The organism is Mesorhizobium australicum, from assembly GCF_900177325.1.
Lineage (GTDB): Bacteria > Pseudomonadota > Alphaproteobacteria > Rhizobiales > Rhizobiaceae > Mesorhizobium_A > Mesorhizobium_A australicum_A.
In genome coordinates, this window is sequence record NZ_FXBL01000004.1 from 3,366,482 (window position 1) to 3,379,738 (window position 13,257).

The 13,257-nt window shown below is 65.2% G+C and carries 18 protein-coding genes; 8 read left to right on the forward strand and 10 right to left on the reverse strand.

Annotated features, from left to right (window positions below; genetic code table 11):
- Positions 1–28: 28 nt before the first annotated feature.
- The gene (locus B9Z03_RS19085; RefSeq protein ID WP_085465652.1) at positions 29–817 is read right to left on the reverse strand and encodes a molybdopterin-binding protein; all 789 of its coding nucleotides are present in this window, start codon (positions 815–817) and stop codon (positions 29–31) included.
- 2 nt (positions 818–819) lie between these two features.
- Complete coding sequence (locus B9Z03_RS19090; RefSeq protein WP_085465653.1) at positions 820–1,695, reverse strand: cytochrome b/b6 domain-containing protein; 876 nt, start codon at positions 1,693–1,695, stop codon at positions 820–822.
- A gap of 138 nt (positions 1,696–1,833) precedes the next feature.
- Here B9Z03_RS19090 and B9Z03_RS19095 point away from each other — a divergent pair, with 138 nt between their 5' ends.
- The 3 genes from B9Z03_RS19095 to B9Z03_RS19105 are packed head-to-tail and all read left to right on the forward strand — an operon-like array spanning position 1,834 to position 3,653.
- Positions 1,834–2,160: a YARHG domain-containing protein gene (locus tag B9Z03_RS19095; RefSeq protein ID WP_085465654.1), complete on the forward strand. Its 327-nt coding sequence runs from the start codon at positions 1,834–1,836 to the stop codon at positions 2,158–2,160.
- 45 nt (positions 2,161–2,205) lie between these two features.
- Positions 2,206–3,180 carry an acetyltransferase domain-containing protein gene (locus tag B9Z03_RS19100; RefSeq protein WP_085465655.1) on the forward strand — a complete coding sequence of 325 codons (975 nt, stop codon included), beginning with the start codon at positions 2,206–2,208 and terminating at the stop codon, positions 3,178–3,180.
- Positions 3,177–3,653, forward strand: coding sequence for a methyltransferase family protein (locus tag B9Z03_RS19105; RefSeq protein WP_085465656.1), 477 nt, complete (start codon positions 3,177–3,179; stop codon positions 3,651–3,653). The genes B9Z03_RS19100 and B9Z03_RS19105 overlap by 4 nt, the downstream gene beginning before the upstream one ends.
- A 48-nt stretch (positions 3,654–3,701) precedes the next feature.
- Here the strand turns inward: B9Z03_RS19105 and B9Z03_RS19110 are convergent, their stop codons facing one another.
- Both B9Z03_RS19110 and cysE read right to left on the reverse strand, forming a co-directional pair.
- Complete coding sequence (locus B9Z03_RS19110) at positions 3,702–3,911, reverse strand: DUF3126 family protein (protein WP_085465657.1); 210 nt, start codon at positions 3,909–3,911, stop codon at positions 3,702–3,704.
- 117 nt (positions 3,912–4,028) lie between these two features.
- Positions 4,029–4,871, reverse strand: a complete 843-nt coding sequence (gene cysE, locus B9Z03_RS19115) for a serine O-acetyltransferase (protein WP_085465658.1) — start codon at positions 4,869–4,871, stop codon at positions 4,029–4,031.
- A 97-nt stretch (positions 4,872–4,968) separates the two neighbouring features.
- Between cysE and B9Z03_RS19120 the strand changes: the two genes are divergently transcribed.
- Positions 4,969–5,769 carry an enoyl-CoA hydratase-related protein gene (locus tag B9Z03_RS19120; RefSeq protein WP_085465659.1) on the forward strand — a complete coding sequence of 267 codons (801 nt, stop codon included), beginning with the start codon at positions 4,969–4,971 and terminating at the stop codon, positions 5,767–5,769.
- Here B9Z03_RS19120 and B9Z03_RS19125 read toward each other — a convergent pair whose 3' ends face one another.
- Genes B9Z03_RS19125 through B9Z03_RS19135 form a run of 3 tightly spaced genes read right to left on the reverse strand, consistent with a single transcriptional unit; the run spans position 5,770 to position 7,660 of the window.
- Entirely contained in the window at positions 5,770–6,537 is a 768-nt protein-coding gene (locus B9Z03_RS19125; protein ID WP_085465660.1) for an alpha/beta fold hydrolase, read from the reverse strand.
- Between the two features lie 21 nt (positions 6,538–6,558).
- The gene (locus B9Z03_RS19130) at positions 6,559–7,059 is read right to left on the reverse strand and encodes a DUF192 domain-containing protein (protein ID WP_085467758.1); all 501 of its coding nucleotides are present in this window, start codon (positions 7,057–7,059) and stop codon (positions 6,559–6,561) included.
- A gap of 13 nt (positions 7,060–7,072) precedes the next feature.
- Positions 7,073–7,660 (reverse strand): cold-shock protein, encoded by a 588-nt coding sequence (locus B9Z03_RS19135; protein WP_085465661.1) that lies wholly within the window; start codon positions 7,658–7,660, stop codon positions 7,073–7,075.
- 215 nt (positions 7,661–7,875) lie between these two features.
- On the opposite strand from B9Z03_RS19135, the gene B9Z03_RS19140 reads away from it, so the two are divergent.
- The gene (locus B9Z03_RS19140; protein WP_085465662.1) at positions 7,876–8,316 is read left to right on the forward strand and encodes a VOC family protein; all 441 of its coding nucleotides are present in this window, start codon (positions 7,876–7,878) and stop codon (positions 8,314–8,316) included.
- A 140-nt stretch (positions 8,317–8,456) separates the two neighbouring features.
- The gene (locus B9Z03_RS19145; RefSeq protein ID WP_085465663.1) at positions 8,457–9,989 is read left to right on the forward strand and encodes an acyl-CoA carboxylase subunit beta; all 1,533 of its coding nucleotides are present in this window, start codon (positions 8,457–8,459) and stop codon (positions 9,987–9,989) included.
- Positions 9,990–9,992: 3 nt separating this feature from the next.
- On the opposite strand, the gene B9Z03_RS19150 is transcribed toward B9Z03_RS19145, so the two are convergent.
- Positions 9,993–10,994 carry an SGNH/GDSL hydrolase family protein gene (locus B9Z03_RS19150; protein WP_085465664.1) on the reverse strand — a complete coding sequence of 334 codons (1,002 nt, stop codon included), beginning with the start codon at positions 10,992–10,994 and terminating at the stop codon, positions 9,993–9,995.
- An 88-nt stretch (positions 10,995–11,082) separates the two neighbouring features.
- Positions 11,083–11,721, reverse strand: a complete 639-nt coding sequence (locus tag B9Z03_RS19155; RefSeq protein ID WP_085465665.1) for a CDGSH iron-sulfur domain-containing protein — start codon at positions 11,719–11,721, stop codon at positions 11,083–11,085.
- Between the two features lie 172 nt (positions 11,722–11,893).
- Here B9Z03_RS19155 and B9Z03_RS19160 point away from each other — a divergent pair, with 172 nt between their 5' ends.
- Positions 11,894–12,397, forward strand: coding sequence for a Gmad2 immunoglobulin-like domain-containing protein (locus tag B9Z03_RS19160; RefSeq protein ID WP_244561784.1), 504 nt, complete (start codon positions 11,894–11,896; stop codon positions 12,395–12,397).
- A gap of 3 nt (positions 12,398–12,400) precedes the next feature.
- Here B9Z03_RS19160 and B9Z03_RS19165 read toward each other — a convergent pair whose 3' ends face one another.
- On the reverse strand, positions 12,401–12,853 hold the full coding sequence (locus B9Z03_RS19165; protein ID WP_139832330.1) for a hypothetical protein: 453 nt from the start codon (positions 12,851–12,853) through the stop codon (positions 12,401–12,403).
- Positions 12,854–13,070: 217 nt separating this feature from the next.
- Between B9Z03_RS19165 and B9Z03_RS29480 the strand changes: the two genes are divergently transcribed.
- Entirely contained in the window at positions 13,071–13,235 is a 165-nt protein-coding gene (locus tag B9Z03_RS29480) for a DUF1127 domain-containing protein (protein ID WP_139832331.1), read from the forward strand.
- Positions 13,236–13,257: the final 22 nt, after the last annotated feature.

Sequence of the window (13,257 nt, forward strand, 5' to 3'; positions counted from 1 at the left end):
CAGAATGGGCTGTAGACAGGTTCAGTAGTCAGATCCCGGCGAACCAGTCGTAGCCGTTGTCCTCCCAGTAGCCGCCTTTGCCGTCGCCATAGCCGTCCAGCCGATCCGTCAGCTCGATCGTATGGACGTATTTCGCCATCTTGTAGCCGAGCTGCCGCTCGACGCGCAGGCGCAGCGGCGCACCGTTGGCGACCGGCAGCGCCTGCCCGTTGAGTCCGTAGGCGAGGATCGTCTGGGGGTGCCGCGCGTCGATCAGGTCGATCGATTCGTAGTATTTGATGTCGCCCGCCAGACTGCGATCGATCGTATCGAAGCACTGGAAAACCGCGAACCGCGCATTCTCCTTCGGCCTCGCCTGATCAAGCACTTGGCTCAGCGGCACGCCCGTCCATTTGGCGATGCAGCTCCATCCCTCGACGCAGTCGTGCCGGGTGATCTGCGTGCGCGCCGGCATCGACTGCAACTCGGCGAGGCTAAGCGAGAGCGGCCTGTCGACCAGCCCCTTCACCGTCAGCCTGTAGCCGGCGAAGCCGCCCTCTTCCATCGAGCGGTAGAGCGCGTCGTCCGGCTGCGTCACGCCGTTCGGCCGCTGCGGCTGGCGGATCTCGCTTTCTGAAAACTCCTGGGCGAGCGCGTCGCTGGACAGAAGCATGCGTTGCACGCGGTAAGTCAGGCTGTTCGCCTGTTCGAGCACCGAACGCACGTTGCTGCCGTTGCGAGTGAGGTTGTCGAAGGCATCGCAGCCGGACAGCGCCAGCGACGAGCCGGCCGCCGTTGCACCGGTGAGAAAGCCGCGACGGGAAAGCCTCAGCGCCATGGTCATTCCTCCCCTTCGCTGTGGCCAGGCGCGGGGCCAGTCCTGTACCAGCCGGTGACGATGGAGCGCATCTCGTTCAGCGGCCCGGCGGCCAGGATCATCAGAATGTGGACGACAAAGAAGCCGACCAGCAGCACCATGACGGCGAAATGAATGGTGCGCGCCGTCTGCCGCCCGCCGAGCAATTCGGGAAGCCAGGGCAGCGCCGCGTTCATGCCTGGCGACATCCCCAGCCCGGTCAGGATCATCAGCGGCAGCATGATCACCAGCACCGACGCATAGGCGAGTTTCTGTAGCACGCTGTAGTCGCGCATGTGATGGAAGCGCAGGCGTATGTGGTCGGCGATGTCCCTGCCGAGATTGCGCATATCGCGTCCGTTCGGCACGATGTCGCGCCTGAAATGCCCGTTGGCCAGGCTGGCGATCAGCCACACCAGCAACGTGCCGACCAAAAGCCAGGCGAAGAAGAAATGGATGACACGTCCGGTCGCGAGATCGCCGTAGGAAGGGATCGTCGCCCACTCGGGAAAGCCGCGCTGGTAGAGCTGTCCGTTCCACTCACTCAACCCGAAGACACCCGTAGTGTCGAATCGGTGGCCGAATATGGTCGTGTACCCGGCCGGGCCGTCGGGCGTATTCTCCGCGCGCATCGACAGCACGGCATTGTCGAACGAGAAGCCAGACTGATCGCCGATATAGAGCGTCGGATGCGCGTTGAAGATCTGCAGGCCGGTCAGAAGCAGGAAGAACAGGCTGATCGCCCACAGCCAGTGGGTCAGCCGGGTCCATGCCGACTGCCGGTAGACGAGCGCACCCCGTAGGGGTCCCCTGTCGTCGCTGGTCGCTGCCACGTGCTCCTCCTCTTGCCTCTGCGTCATCTGCCACAAACTACGGCGATCCGCCCGTCAAGGCTTCACACGTCCGCGCACGTCTTGGCGAAACCTCCGTGTACGGCGATTTACGATAGCCGGCAGCGATGTTAGCGTTCGCGAAACTGCGACGTTTGAGGGGCATCGATGCGCGCGGTACTGGTGATTTTGGCAGCGCTCTTCGCGGGCGCGGCGCATGCGGCCTGTTTCGAGGATCTCGGCGAAACCGGCTGCACCGACGAAGAGACGTTTCCTCTCTCGGACCTGCGGCATCTGTCGTGCGAGAATCTCTGGCTTGTCCGCAACGCGATCTACCACGACAACGGCTTGTGCTTCCGCACCGCCCGCGGCCAGGACTATTTCGACAATTCCGACTGCTATGTCGACGATCCCCGCGCGGTCCGCCTGAATTCCCACGAGCGCGGTAACGTCAACCGCATCGTCCAGGTAGAGAGCGAGAACGGCTGCCGCTGACCCGGCGGGGCTTGCCCTTCGCCGCGCCTCGGCTCACATGGTCGCATGAGTTTCGCTTCGCCCCGCTCCCGCATCGAATGGATCGACCTCGCCCGCGGCGTCGCGCTGGTCGCGATGGCGATCTACCACTTCACCTGGGATCTCGAATTCTTCGGCTACACCGAGCCGGGGATGACGGCGGTCGGCGGCTGGAAGCTCTTCGCCCGCGGCATTGCCTCCACCTTCCTCGTCCTCGTCGGCGTCAGCCTCTATCTCGCCCACGCCAGGGGCATCCGCTGGCAGGGCTTCTGGCGCCGTCTCGCCGTGATCGTCGCCTCCGCCCTCGCCATCACGGTCGCCACCTGGTTCGCAACGCCGGATTTCTTCATCTTCTTCGGCATCCTGCACCAGATCGCCTTCGCCAGCGTCGCCGGCCTGCTCTTCCTCCGGCTTCCCGCGATCGTGACGCTCGTCGTCGCCGTTCTGGTGATCGCGGTGCCGAATCTCTATTCGACCACGCTCCTCGACGGTGCCTGGGGCTGGTGGACCGGCCTGTCGGAATCGCGGCCGCGATCGAGCGACTTCGTGCCCGTCTTCCCATGGTTCGGCGCGGTGCTGATCGGCCTGGCATTGGCGAAACTCGCCTCCGCCGCCGGCCTGTTCGAACGTTTGGCCGCCGTAAACCCCGGCGCATGGTCGCGGCCGCTGCGCTTCATCGGCCGGCACAGCCTCGCCTTCTACCTGATCCACCAGCCGGTACTGATCTCCTGCGTCTGGCTGTTCTCGCAGGTCATGCCGCCGATCATCGACCACGCCGCCCGATTCCGTCCCGCCTGCGAGCGCAGCTGCGCCGAAAGCCGATCTGCAACCTTCTGCGTCGCCTACTGCGCCTGCATGCTTGACGGGCTTCGCGCCGACAATCTGCTCGATCAGGCGTTTTCGCGCACGCCGTCAGACGAATTCCGTGGCAGACTGCGCGACATGGCCGAGATGTGCACGGCGGTGACCGAAGGCTCGGTTCAAGGGGAGGACGAGCAATGAGCGAAACGAGCGATCGCCCGAACAGCATTCCCTGGCCGCCGCTGATCTATTGCGCAGCAATCGCGGTCGCGATCATCCTCGGCTATCTGGTGCCGTTGCCCTGGCTGCCGCCTCCGACCTCCGACATCCTGTTCGCGATCGGCTGGCTCCTGGTCGCCGGAGCGATCGCGATCGATGTCGCCGCCATGCGCACGATGGCGAGGCACCGCACCACGATCATGCCGCACCGCCGGTCGGACCATCTCGTGACGGACGGTCCGTTCTCATTCACCCGCAACCCGATCTATCTCGGCAACACGATGCTGACCGTGGGCATCGGCCTGATCAGTGGCATCGTCTGGTTCCTGCCGCTGGCGCTGGTCGCGGCCTTCGCGACGCAGAAGCTCGCCATCGAGCGGGAGGAGAAGCACCTCTACGTGCGCTTCGGCAAGCGTTTCCGCGACTATGCCAAGCGGGTCAGGCGCTGGATCTGAAAGCAATATCTCGATCAGGCCGTTCCGGCCCGATCTTCAAGTGGCATCTCAGCCCAGGTCGACGTCGAGGATCGCCATCGAGAAATTGTACGACTGGTCGCCGTCGTCGTCATCCTTGTAGATGATGCCGAGGAACTCGTCGTCGAGGTAGAGCTCGCACGAATCGTCCTTGCGGGGCCGTGCCTTCACCTGGAGGCTCGGATTGCGGAACGTCTTCTTGAAATAAGCGTCCAGCTTGCGGATTTCTTCGGGCTTCACAGACTAACTCCTCGTCGCGGAACGCAGCAGTGCCGCGCAGTGGTTCGCGCTTCTGCCATGTCCGCGAAGCTGATGTAAAGGCTGCGGGGAAGAGATTGGCCCTACCCCGCGTCAGCTTCAGATGTCGAACGTGACGACGTGGTCCATCGACTGCGACGGCAGCAACTGGTCCATCTGCCGCGCCGGCTGCTCGCAGCCGCTCTCGCCGACGACGCGGGCCGGCACGCCGGCGACCGTCTTGTTGTTGGGCACCGAACTCAGCACCACCGAGCCGGCCGCCACCTTGGTGCAATGGCCAATCTCGATATTGCCAAGAATCTTGGCGCCGGCGCCGATCAGCACGCCGTAGCGGATCTTCGGATGGCGGTCGCCGCCGGCCTTGCCGGTGCCGCCCAGCGTCACACCGTGCAGGATCGAGACGTTGTCCTCGATCACCGCCGTCTCGCCGACGACCAGGCCGGTCGCATGGTCGATGAAGATGCCCTTGCCCATCTTCGCAGCCGGGTTGATGTCGGTCTGGAACACGGCCGAGGAACGGCTCTGCAGGTAGAGCGCGAAGTCGCGCCGGCCACTGTTCCACAGCCAGTGCGCCAGCCTGTGCGTCTGGATGGCGTGAAAGCCCTTGAAGTAGAGCACCGGCATGATGAAGCGGTCGCAGGCCGGGTCGCGGTCGTAATAGGCCTGGATGTCGGTCCGCACCACGTTCGACCAGTCCGGCTGGTCGTCATGCATCGCCTTGAAGCTCTGCACAATCATCGTGGACGAGATGTCGGCATGGTCCAGACGCGAGGCGATGCGATGGATGACCGCGTCCTCGAGCGTCCGGTGGTTCAGAACCGTCGAATAGAGGAAGGCCGCGAGCAGCGGATCACGCTCGACCGCCTCGTGGGCCTCGTCGCGGACGGCTGTCCAGATCGGATCGACCGGCTGGAGGTGCGAACGGGCAACCTTCGTGGTCATGTCTTTCCCCTTGTCGGAAACGGATGCGCATCCTATGCGATCCGATAACGCGAAGGAATTCAATTTTCCTTAGCGCAGAGTCAATTGGACTTTCAGCATGACGTTTCAAGCCCCCTCGGGCACCAATTCCCTCAATGTCGCGATCTCGGAGCACGTCGCCCGCATCGTGATCGACAATCATCAGCGAAAGAACGCCGTCGACCTCGCCGGCTGGCGCGCGCTCGCAGCGCTGATCCCCGAACTCGCGGCACGGCCCGACGTGCGGGTGATCGTGCTCTCGGGCGCCGGCTCCGATTTCTGCGCCGGTGCGGACATCTCCGAATTCGACACCGTGCGAAGGGATGCGGCCACCGCGCGCATCTACGAAGCGGCCAATTCGGCGGCCTTCGCGGCGATCCGCACCAGCGCCGTGCCGGTTGTCGCGGCGATCCGCGGCATCTGCTTCGGCGGCGGCTTCGGGCTCGCAGCCTCCTGCGATCTCAGGATCGCCACCGAGGATGCCCGATTCGCGGTGCCAGCCGCACGGCTCGGCCTCGCCTATCCGCTCGATGCGATGATCGACATCGTCACCGCGGCGGGGGCGCAGATGGCCCGCTATCTCACGCTCACCGCACAGCCGATCGACGCGAGGCAGGCGCTGGCTGGCGGCTTCCTGCTGGAGATCGTCGCACCCGAGAGTTTCGAGGAGCGCATCGGCAAGATCGCCGCCGCGATCGCGGCGAGTGCGCCGCTCTCCGTCAAGGCGTCGCGCCTGTCGATCATGTCCGTCGTGACGAAGGATCCGCTGGTCGCCCGCATGGCGCAAGAGGCCGGCGATGCGACCTTCGACAGCGCCGACTACGCCGAGGGCCGCGCCGCCTTCAAGGAACGGCGCAAGCCCGACTTCCAGGGCAGATAGCTACAGCGGGTGCTCGCGCAGGAACTCGATCGCCTTCTTCTTGAAGGTGCGGTCGCCGACGGCCAGCATATGGTCGCGCCCCTCGACGTCGAACGCCTCCGCGTCGGGCATCAGGTCGGCGAGTTCATGCGGCGAGCCCGCGATATCGTCCTTCGTGCCCACGGCCACGAGCGTCGGCTGCGTCACGCGCGCCATCTCGGCCGCGCCCACCAGCTCGCGCGAGGTCTCGATGCAGGCGGCGAGCGCCAGCCGGTCGCTCCTCGTCTGGTCGGCGAAGCTGCGGAACATCTTTCCGCGCGGGTGGGTAATGGTCGCGGCGTCCTCGACCCTGAGCGCGATCGCGATCGGGTCCCAGTCGCCGACACCCTCGATCATGCCGATACCGAGCCCACCGAGAATGAGCGTCGCGACACGCTCGGGATGCTCCAGCGCCATGAAGGTCGAGACCCGCGCCCCCATCGAATAGCCCATCACATGCGCGCGCCGGATACCCAGATGATCGAGCAGCGCCGCCGCGTCGCCGGCCATCAGCGACGGCGTATAGTCCGCTGGATCGTAGCTCGACGACGACTTGCCGTGGCCGCGATGGTCGAACGCGACGACGCGGTAGCCGGCACGGCGCAGGTCGTGCACCCAGCCGGGATTGACCCAGTTCACCGTCACGTTCGAGGCAAAGCCATGGATGAGCAGGATCGGCTCGCCGCTCCCCTCCTCCGGCTGCTGGTCGATATAGGCGAGGCGGAAACCCTGATGTTCGAAATAATGCATGATCTGACTGTGCCTGCCGGACTAGTTCGATCCCGCCACGGCGTCGATCACCGGATGGCGGAGCCGGTCGCCGGGCGCGATCCCGTTCTTGGCCGACGTGCCTTCCTTGAGCTCCAGCACGAAGCGCACGGGAACGCCGGGCGAGATCGGCGCACGTGAATAGGGTTGCCCCGGCAGGATGGCGCGCACGCGCCCGTCCTCGCCGATGAACAGCAGGTCGAGCGGCATCGGCGTGTTCTCCATCCAGAACGACGCCTGCCGCGTCCGCCCCAGGTCGAACAGCATGCCGCGGTCGTCCGGCATCTCCTCGCGGAACATCAAGCCCCGCTCCTGCTCGGACGCCTCGTCGGCGACTTCGATCGAGAAGAATTTCTGCCCGGTGGCCGTGTCGGCGGCGAGCTTGACCATGTGCACCGGCAGCCGCATCGCGCGTGAATCCGCCCCAGCGGGAGCAAGTGCTGCCGCAAACGCGATCAGGGCGAGCGACAACGCGGCGAGCGCGGCCCGGACGTGAAGACCCATCATTCCCTGCCTTTCAGTGCGAAGAGGGCAAGGTTCCCTTGTCCGGGTGAATTTCGGCGGCCATAAGGCCCTTGTCGCCGTGGCCGTAGCGCACCAGCACCACCTGGCCCGGCCGCAGCTCCGTCACGCCGAAGCGGCGCAGCGTCTCCATGTGGATGAAGATGTCCTCGGTCCCCTCGCCCCGCGTCAGGAAGCCGAAGCCCTTGGTGCGGTTGAACCACTTCACCAGCGCGCGCTCGATGCCGCTCTCGGGAACCACATGCACATGCGTGCGGTCGCCCGGCTGTTCCAGCGGGTGCACGGCCGTCGACGTGTCCATCGACAGGATGCGGAAGGCCTGCATGCCGCGATCGCCGCGCTTGACGAGGCAGACCACGCGGGCGCCCTCGAGTGCCGTCTGGAAGCCGTCGCGGCGCAGGCAGGTCACATGGATGAGCACGTCGCCCAGAGCAGACTCGTCCGGCAGTATGAAGCCGTAGCCCTTGGCGACATCGAACCACTTGATGGCCCCCGAAACCTCGATGAGGCCTTCGTTCTCGCCCATCCCGCCCGAGCCGCCCCAGCCAGCCTCCCGGCCTTCCGAAGAGGTTTTATCCCCCATCCGAACGCACCCTTCTTTCGAGCCAACGCAACTGATTCTTGTTGCAGGATAACATGTCACTTCTTCCTGTCAGCATGAGCCAGATTGGATTTCGCCACATTTCAACCAAATATTAACTTCTCGGCTTTCGCGAGGCTGGAGCCGCGAAACGGCTTGCCCGGGCGCGGTCCCTGCCCCATATCGGCGTCGACCGCCCCCACACAGGATCTCTGCCGATGCGCTATCTCCACACCATGATCCGCGTCTCCGACGTCGAGAAATCGCTCGATTTCTTCTGCAACAAACTCGGCATGGTCGAGGTTCGCCGGACCGAAAGCGAGCAGGGCCGCTTCACGCTGATCTTCCTCGCGGCCGGCGAGGACAAGCAGTCGGGCATCGACCTGAAGGCGCCGCTGGTGGAACTGACCTACAATTGGGATCCGGAGGAATACACGGGCGGGCGCAATTTCGGCCACCTCGCCTACGAGGTCGACGACATCTACGAAACCTGCCGGTCACTGATGGACAAGGGCGTGACCATCAACCGCCCGCCCCGCGACGGCTACATGGCCTTCATCCGCACGCCCGACGGCATCTCGATCGAGCTGCTGCAGAAGGGCGCAGCACTTCCCAGGGCCGAGCCTTGGGCGTCGATGCAGAACACCGGAAGCTGGTAGCCGGCTCCCTCCGCCGGGGCCCGACTCACTCGGCGCGAAACCGCGCGTCGTCCCCGGCAGAGCCGCTTTGTGCGAACGCCGCACTTGCGCCCGCGCGTCGGCATGGTAACAGCGGGGCCGTCACCAGCGGAGGGGTCCCCATGAAGGATGTGCTCGTCGAACTCGAACGCCGGCGCGAGACTGCCCGCCAGGGCGGCGGCAAGGCGCGCATCGAGGCGCAGCATGCCCGCGGCAAGCTGACGGCCCGCGAAAGGCTCGAGATCTTCCTCGACGAAGGCTCCTTCGAGGAGTTCGACATGTTCGTCGAACATCGCTCGACCGATTTCGGCATGGAGAAGACCAAGATCGCCGGCGACGGCGTCGTCACCGGCTGGGGCACGGTCAACGGCCGCACCGTCTTCGTCTTCGCCAAGGATTTTACCGTCTTCGGCGGCTCGCTCTCCGAGGCGCATGCCGAGAAGGTGGTAAAGATCCAGGACATGGCGCTGCGCAACCGCGCCCCGATCATCGGCTTCTACGACGCCGGCGGCGCGCGCATCCAGGAAGGCGTGGCGGCCCTCGGCGGCTATGCCGAGATCTTCCAGCGCAACGTGCTCTCCTCCGGCGTCATCCCGCAGATTTCCGTCATCATGGGCCCCTGCGCCGGCGGCGACGTCTATTCGCCGGCCATGACCGACTTCATCTTCATGGTGCGCGACACGTCCTACATGTTCGTCACCGGCCCCGATGTGGTGAAGACGGTCACCAACGAAGTGGTGACGTCCGAACAGCTCGGCGGCGCCTCGATCCACACGACGAAATCCTCCATCGCCGACGGCGCCTACGACAACGACGTCGAGGCGCTTTTGCAGATGCGCCGGCTGATCGACTACCTGCCGCAGTCCAACACCTCCGAGATCCCGGAGATCGAGTGCTACCAGTCGGTCACCGATTCCGACATGTCGCTCGACCGTCTGGTGCCGGACAACGCCAACAAGCCCTACGACATCAAGGAGTTGATCCTGAAGACCGCCGACGAGGGCGAGTTCTTCGAGATCCAGGCGTCCTTCGCCAAGAACATCGTCACCGGCTTCGGCCGCGTCGACGGCCGCACCGTCGGCTTTGTTGCCAACCAGCCGATGGTGCTGGCCGGCGTGCTCGACTCTGATGCCTCCCGCAAGGCCGCCCGCTTCATCCGCTTCTGCGACTGCTTCAACATTCCGATCGTCACCTTCGTCGACGTGCCCGGCTTCCTGCCAGGCACCGCGCAGGAATATGGCGGCCTCATCAAGCACGGCGCCAAGCTGCTCTTCGCCTATGCGGAGGCCACTGTGCCGAAGATCACCATCATCACGCGCAAGGCCTATGGCGGCGCCTATGACGTCATGGCGTCGAAGCACCTGCGCGGCGACATCAACTACGCCTGGCCGTCGGCGCAGATCGCGGTGATGGGCGCCAAGGGCGCGGTCGAGATCATCTACCGCAAGGATATCGGCGACGCCGACAAGATCGCCGCCCACACCAAGGCCTACGAGGACCGCTTCCTGTCGCCCTTCGTCGCCGCCGAGCGCGGCTATGTCGACGAAGTGATCATGCCGCACTCCACCCGCCGCCGCATCGCCCGCGGATTGAAGATGCTGCGCAACAAGGACCTCCAGAACCCCTGGAAGAAGCACGACAACATTCCGCTCTGAGGCTCACGCCACCGGAACGTTTTCGGCAATCCTGTCGCCCATCAGCGCGGCGGCCTTCGCAGCACCCGCGCTGCTCGGATGGATTTCGTCCGTGTTCCAGTCCGCCGCTGCCGTGAAGGCCGGCCGCAGGTTGACGTAGACGACCTTGTAGTCCGGGTGCGCGGCGTTCTGCGCGCTCGCAAACGCCTTCAGCCTGACATTGAACCGGTCGACCATCGCCGCCACGATCTTCCGCGCCAGGCTGCCCGCGGCGTCGAAGCCCAGCACCTCGAACTTCGATCCGAGATAGCCTCCACCCGGACGCGGCCGCGCATGCGCGTAGCCGTGCACATAGAGCACCGGCTTCGGATTGCTCACCGAGCGCACATGCCCCGCCAGTGTGCTGTAATGGCCGATCACCGTATCGAGCGCAGTCCCGAACGACGTCTTGATATAGCTCTCCGCATCCGCCGGATCGGTCCCCGCCGCCCCGAACGCCTTCACATGCGTCCCGACCGAGGCGAGCACATCGTTGCCGCCACCCGAGAACATGAAATGCCGGTAGAGGCCGGAGCGCAGCGGCACGAGATAGTTGTTCTTCTTCGTCGTCACCATGACGCCGATCTCGTCGCCCCACATGGCGAGTTTCGGGATGTCGTAGGTCTTGCGCAGCACGTCGACCATGTCGTCGGGATAGAACAAGTTGGGCAGGCGGAACCAGGAATCGCCCTCGGCGAGCACCTTCATCTTCGCCGCCGCGATCGTTGTGCGTGCGCGGCCCGAGCGCGGGACATCCGTTCCGGCCAGCTTCGCCTCGGCATCGAAGTAGAGAGTCGTGACGCTGCGCGCGCTGGGCCGCCTGCCCTCTTTGTCGACGCGCTTCGTCAGCTTCAGCGCCGGCGCGAACAGTTTCGACTTCTTCTCGTCGGGTTCGAAGTAGAGCGGGATTTCCTCCCGCGTCAGCGCGCCCGCCTCGATGCGGCGGCGCAGTTCGGACAGAGTGATGCTTTCCCCGCGCGGCGGCATGGCGAGCCCTCCCCTCAGCGATCGGCGCGCCAATCTGCCACGATCCGCGCCCGCACGCTGTGAAATCGCTCACCCTGCCGGCAGATGCCTACGGCGCCTCGAAGCCGACAGCCTTGTGCGTGCCGTCGCAATAGGGCTTCTTCGACGACTGGCCGCAGCGGCAGAACCAGGCCTTCTCCACCCGGTCGACATTGCGGCCCGTGCCCGACTCCACCTCAAGCTTGCCCGTCATCATCAGCGGGCCGTTCACCACCGGCTTGACCGTCACCTTTCCGGTGAGCTCCGTGATCTTCAGCTCGCTCTCGCGTGACATGGGTTCGCCCGTCGCCACGAAGCCGCCGGCGATGTGGGAGTTGTCGCAGAACGGCTTGTTGCGCGACAGGCCGCAACGGCAGAGCGTGGCGCGCAGCATCTCGCCATGCCCCTCGATCTCCATGTCGGCATTGACCGCGAGCGGCCCGTTCTCGCGCACCACCACGATGTTCGCGCGCGGCGGATGCTCGCCCTGCCCGCCATCCTTGCGCGTGACGGAAATCGCTCCCGAAGGACAGGCATAGGCAATGCGCAGTATGTCGTCCGGCGCCGCATCGTCGGGATGGATCCAGGCCCCTTCGACATTCGCCCGGAACACGCCGGGCTCGCCCATCACGCAGCGCCTGGCATGGATGCATCGCTTTCCGTCGAAACGGATCGTGACATCCCGGCCTTCGGCGATCTCGACACTCATGGCTGGCTCCTCTGGCTGGCTGGTGGTGTGAGCAAAGGCTACACGGAGGGTGCGTATCGTCAAAGCACGCGATGGTGATCGGTCCGTTCAACGGCAATCGCCATGTGAGCCTCCCCACAGACAGAACCCCGTGCCGGTGATCGGATAGGCGCCTGACCGTCAGGAGGCACCCATGCCCACGATCATTCACAATCAGGTCCAGCAGCCGCAGCCCTTCGACCTCGTCGGCGATCCCGTCCGCATCTCCGGCCTCGGCCAGGGCTTCGAGGCGGTGCTTAATTGGCGCGTCCACGACGGCCATGACGAGCGCACCGGCTTCTTCAATGTCGGCGGCGGCACCGGCGAGCACGGCCAGTTCCAGGTCGCGGCCGCGATCGGCGCCGCCGCCTTCCAGCTCGACCGGCTGTTCGTCGAGGTCTACGAGGAGAGCGCGGCCGACGGATCAGAGGTCAACAAGGTCATCGTGCCGGTGATCTACGGCCCGCGCATCGTCGCCAACTATGTCGGTTTCCGCCTCCACCGCGTCGTCGCCGGCGACACGCTCTCGAAAATCGCCCAGGAGAACTACGGCGATCCCGGCCTGTTCGGCCTGATCCAGCGGGCGAACCCGCACGTCATCACCAACCCGAACCAGATTTTCGTCGGCCAGGAGCTGAAGGTGCCGATCGGGGTATGACGCCTACCGCGCCGCGGCGATCTTGGCGCGGCGCTCCTTGGCGTCGTCGATCATCCGATTGGCGATCTGCATCCGCACGATCGCCCGGTCGCGCAGATCCTCGGACACCCGGTCGGGATGGTTCGCAAAGGCGAATTCGCGCCGGATCCGGTCCAGCGCGTCGGGCGTCTCCCGTCCCGTCAGCCGCAGTTCCTGCGCGATGTCGAACGGATCGATCGACGGCGATGCGAGAATCTGCGGCAGTTCCGGCTCGATGCTGAAATTGTCCGCGGCCGCGAAGAGATATTCCGCCGCCGCCTCCGGGTCGCTCACGGTCGCCGCGCGATCCGCCTCGCGCCGGCCGAGGATCTCGAACGGTATCGTCGGGCGCATGGCGGCCTTCGGCTCCTCCGTCGCGTCGGAGGCGAGCACTTCGTCCAGCAGCGACGCGAAATCCCTCGTCGTGAACCCAGCCAACACAGCCTCCTCGCCGATACTCGCGAGCCGTCGAACCGGGGCCATACTAGTTGGCCGGCGTTAACAAGATCGGTTCAAATTCCGGCGGATTTTCTTCAACCTCCCGCGGCGGCTCCGTCCCGGAAACGCATGGCAGCCATGAATTATGCTGCACTGCAACATAGGCGTCATCGAGTTATCTTAGGCGCATCGGGAGGAACAACACGGAGCCGAATCGATGGCGTTCTTTACCGAACTGTTTTCGCGACCCCGCCCGCAGGAAACGGCGCGCTACCGCGCCGCGCTCGCGGTCCTCAATGCGATGAACAATGCCGACAGGGCCGACATCGGCATCAAGCCGGCCGATTTCCCGCGCATCGCGCGCGAGATGTCGATGCGCTGACGGACAGACTTTCGGGCCGCGG

Bases quoted from the DNA above. Each gene is read 5' to 3' on its own strand.
- B9Z03_RS19105 (WP_085465656.1), top strand. From the start codon at position 3,177: ATGAGCGAAACGAGCGATCGCCCGAACAGCATTCCCTGGCCGCCGCTG.
- B9Z03_RS19130 (WP_085467758.1), bottom strand. From the start codon at position 7,059: ATGGGTCTTCACGTCCGGGCCGCGCTCGCCGCGTTGTCGCTCGCCCTG.
- cysE (WP_085465658.1), bottom strand. From the start codon at position 4,871: ATGACCACGAAGGTTGCCCGTTCGCACCTCCAGCCGGTCGATCCGATC.
- B9Z03_RS19160 (WP_244561784.1), top strand. From the start codon at position 11,894: ATGCCCACGATCATTCACAATCAGGTCCAGCAGCCGCAGCCCTTCGAC.
- B9Z03_RS19125 (WP_085465660.1), bottom strand. From the start codon at position 6,537: ATGCATTATTTCGAACATCAGGGTTTCCGCCTCGCCTATATCGACCAG.
- B9Z03_RS19085 (WP_085465652.1), bottom strand. From the start codon at position 817: ATGGCGCTGAGGCTTTCCCGTCGCGGCTTTCTCACCGGTGCAACGGCG.
- B9Z03_RS19090 (WP_085465653.1), bottom strand. From the start codon at position 1,695: ATGACGCAGAGGCAAGAGGAGGAGCACGTGGCAGCGACCAGCGACGAC.
- B9Z03_RS19140 (WP_085465662.1), top strand. From the start codon at position 7,876: ATGCGCTATCTCCACACCATGATCCGCGTCTCCGACGTCGAGAAATCG.
- B9Z03_RS19150 (WP_085465664.1), bottom strand. From the start codon at position 10,994: ATGCCGCCGCGCGGGGAAAGCATCACTCTGTCCGAACTGCGCCGCCGC.
- B9Z03_RS19095 (WP_085465654.1), top strand. From the start codon at position 1,834: ATGCGCGCGGTACTGGTGATTTTGGCAGCGCTCTTCGCGGGCGCGGCG.
- B9Z03_RS19135 (WP_085465661.1), bottom strand. From the start codon at position 7,660: ATGGGGGATAAAACCTCTTCGGAAGGCCGGGAGGCTGGCTGGGGCGGC.
- B9Z03_RS19120 (WP_085465659.1), top strand. From the start codon at position 4,969: ATGACGTTTCAAGCCCCCTCGGGCACCAATTCCCTCAATGTCGCGATC.
- B9Z03_RS29480 (WP_139832331.1), top strand. From the start codon at position 13,071: ATGGCGTTCTTTACCGAACTGTTTTCGCGACCCCGCCCGCAGGAAACG.
- B9Z03_RS19100 (WP_085465655.1), top strand. From the start codon at position 2,206: ATGAGTTTCGCTTCGCCCCGCTCCCGCATCGAATGGATCGACCTCGCC.
- B9Z03_RS19145 (WP_085465663.1), top strand. From the start codon at position 8,457: ATGAAGGATGTGCTCGTCGAACTCGAACGCCGGCGCGAGACTGCCCGC.
- B9Z03_RS19155 (WP_085465665.1), bottom strand. From the start codon at position 11,721: ATGAGTGTCGAGATCGCCGAAGGCCGGGATGTCACGATCCGTTTCGAC.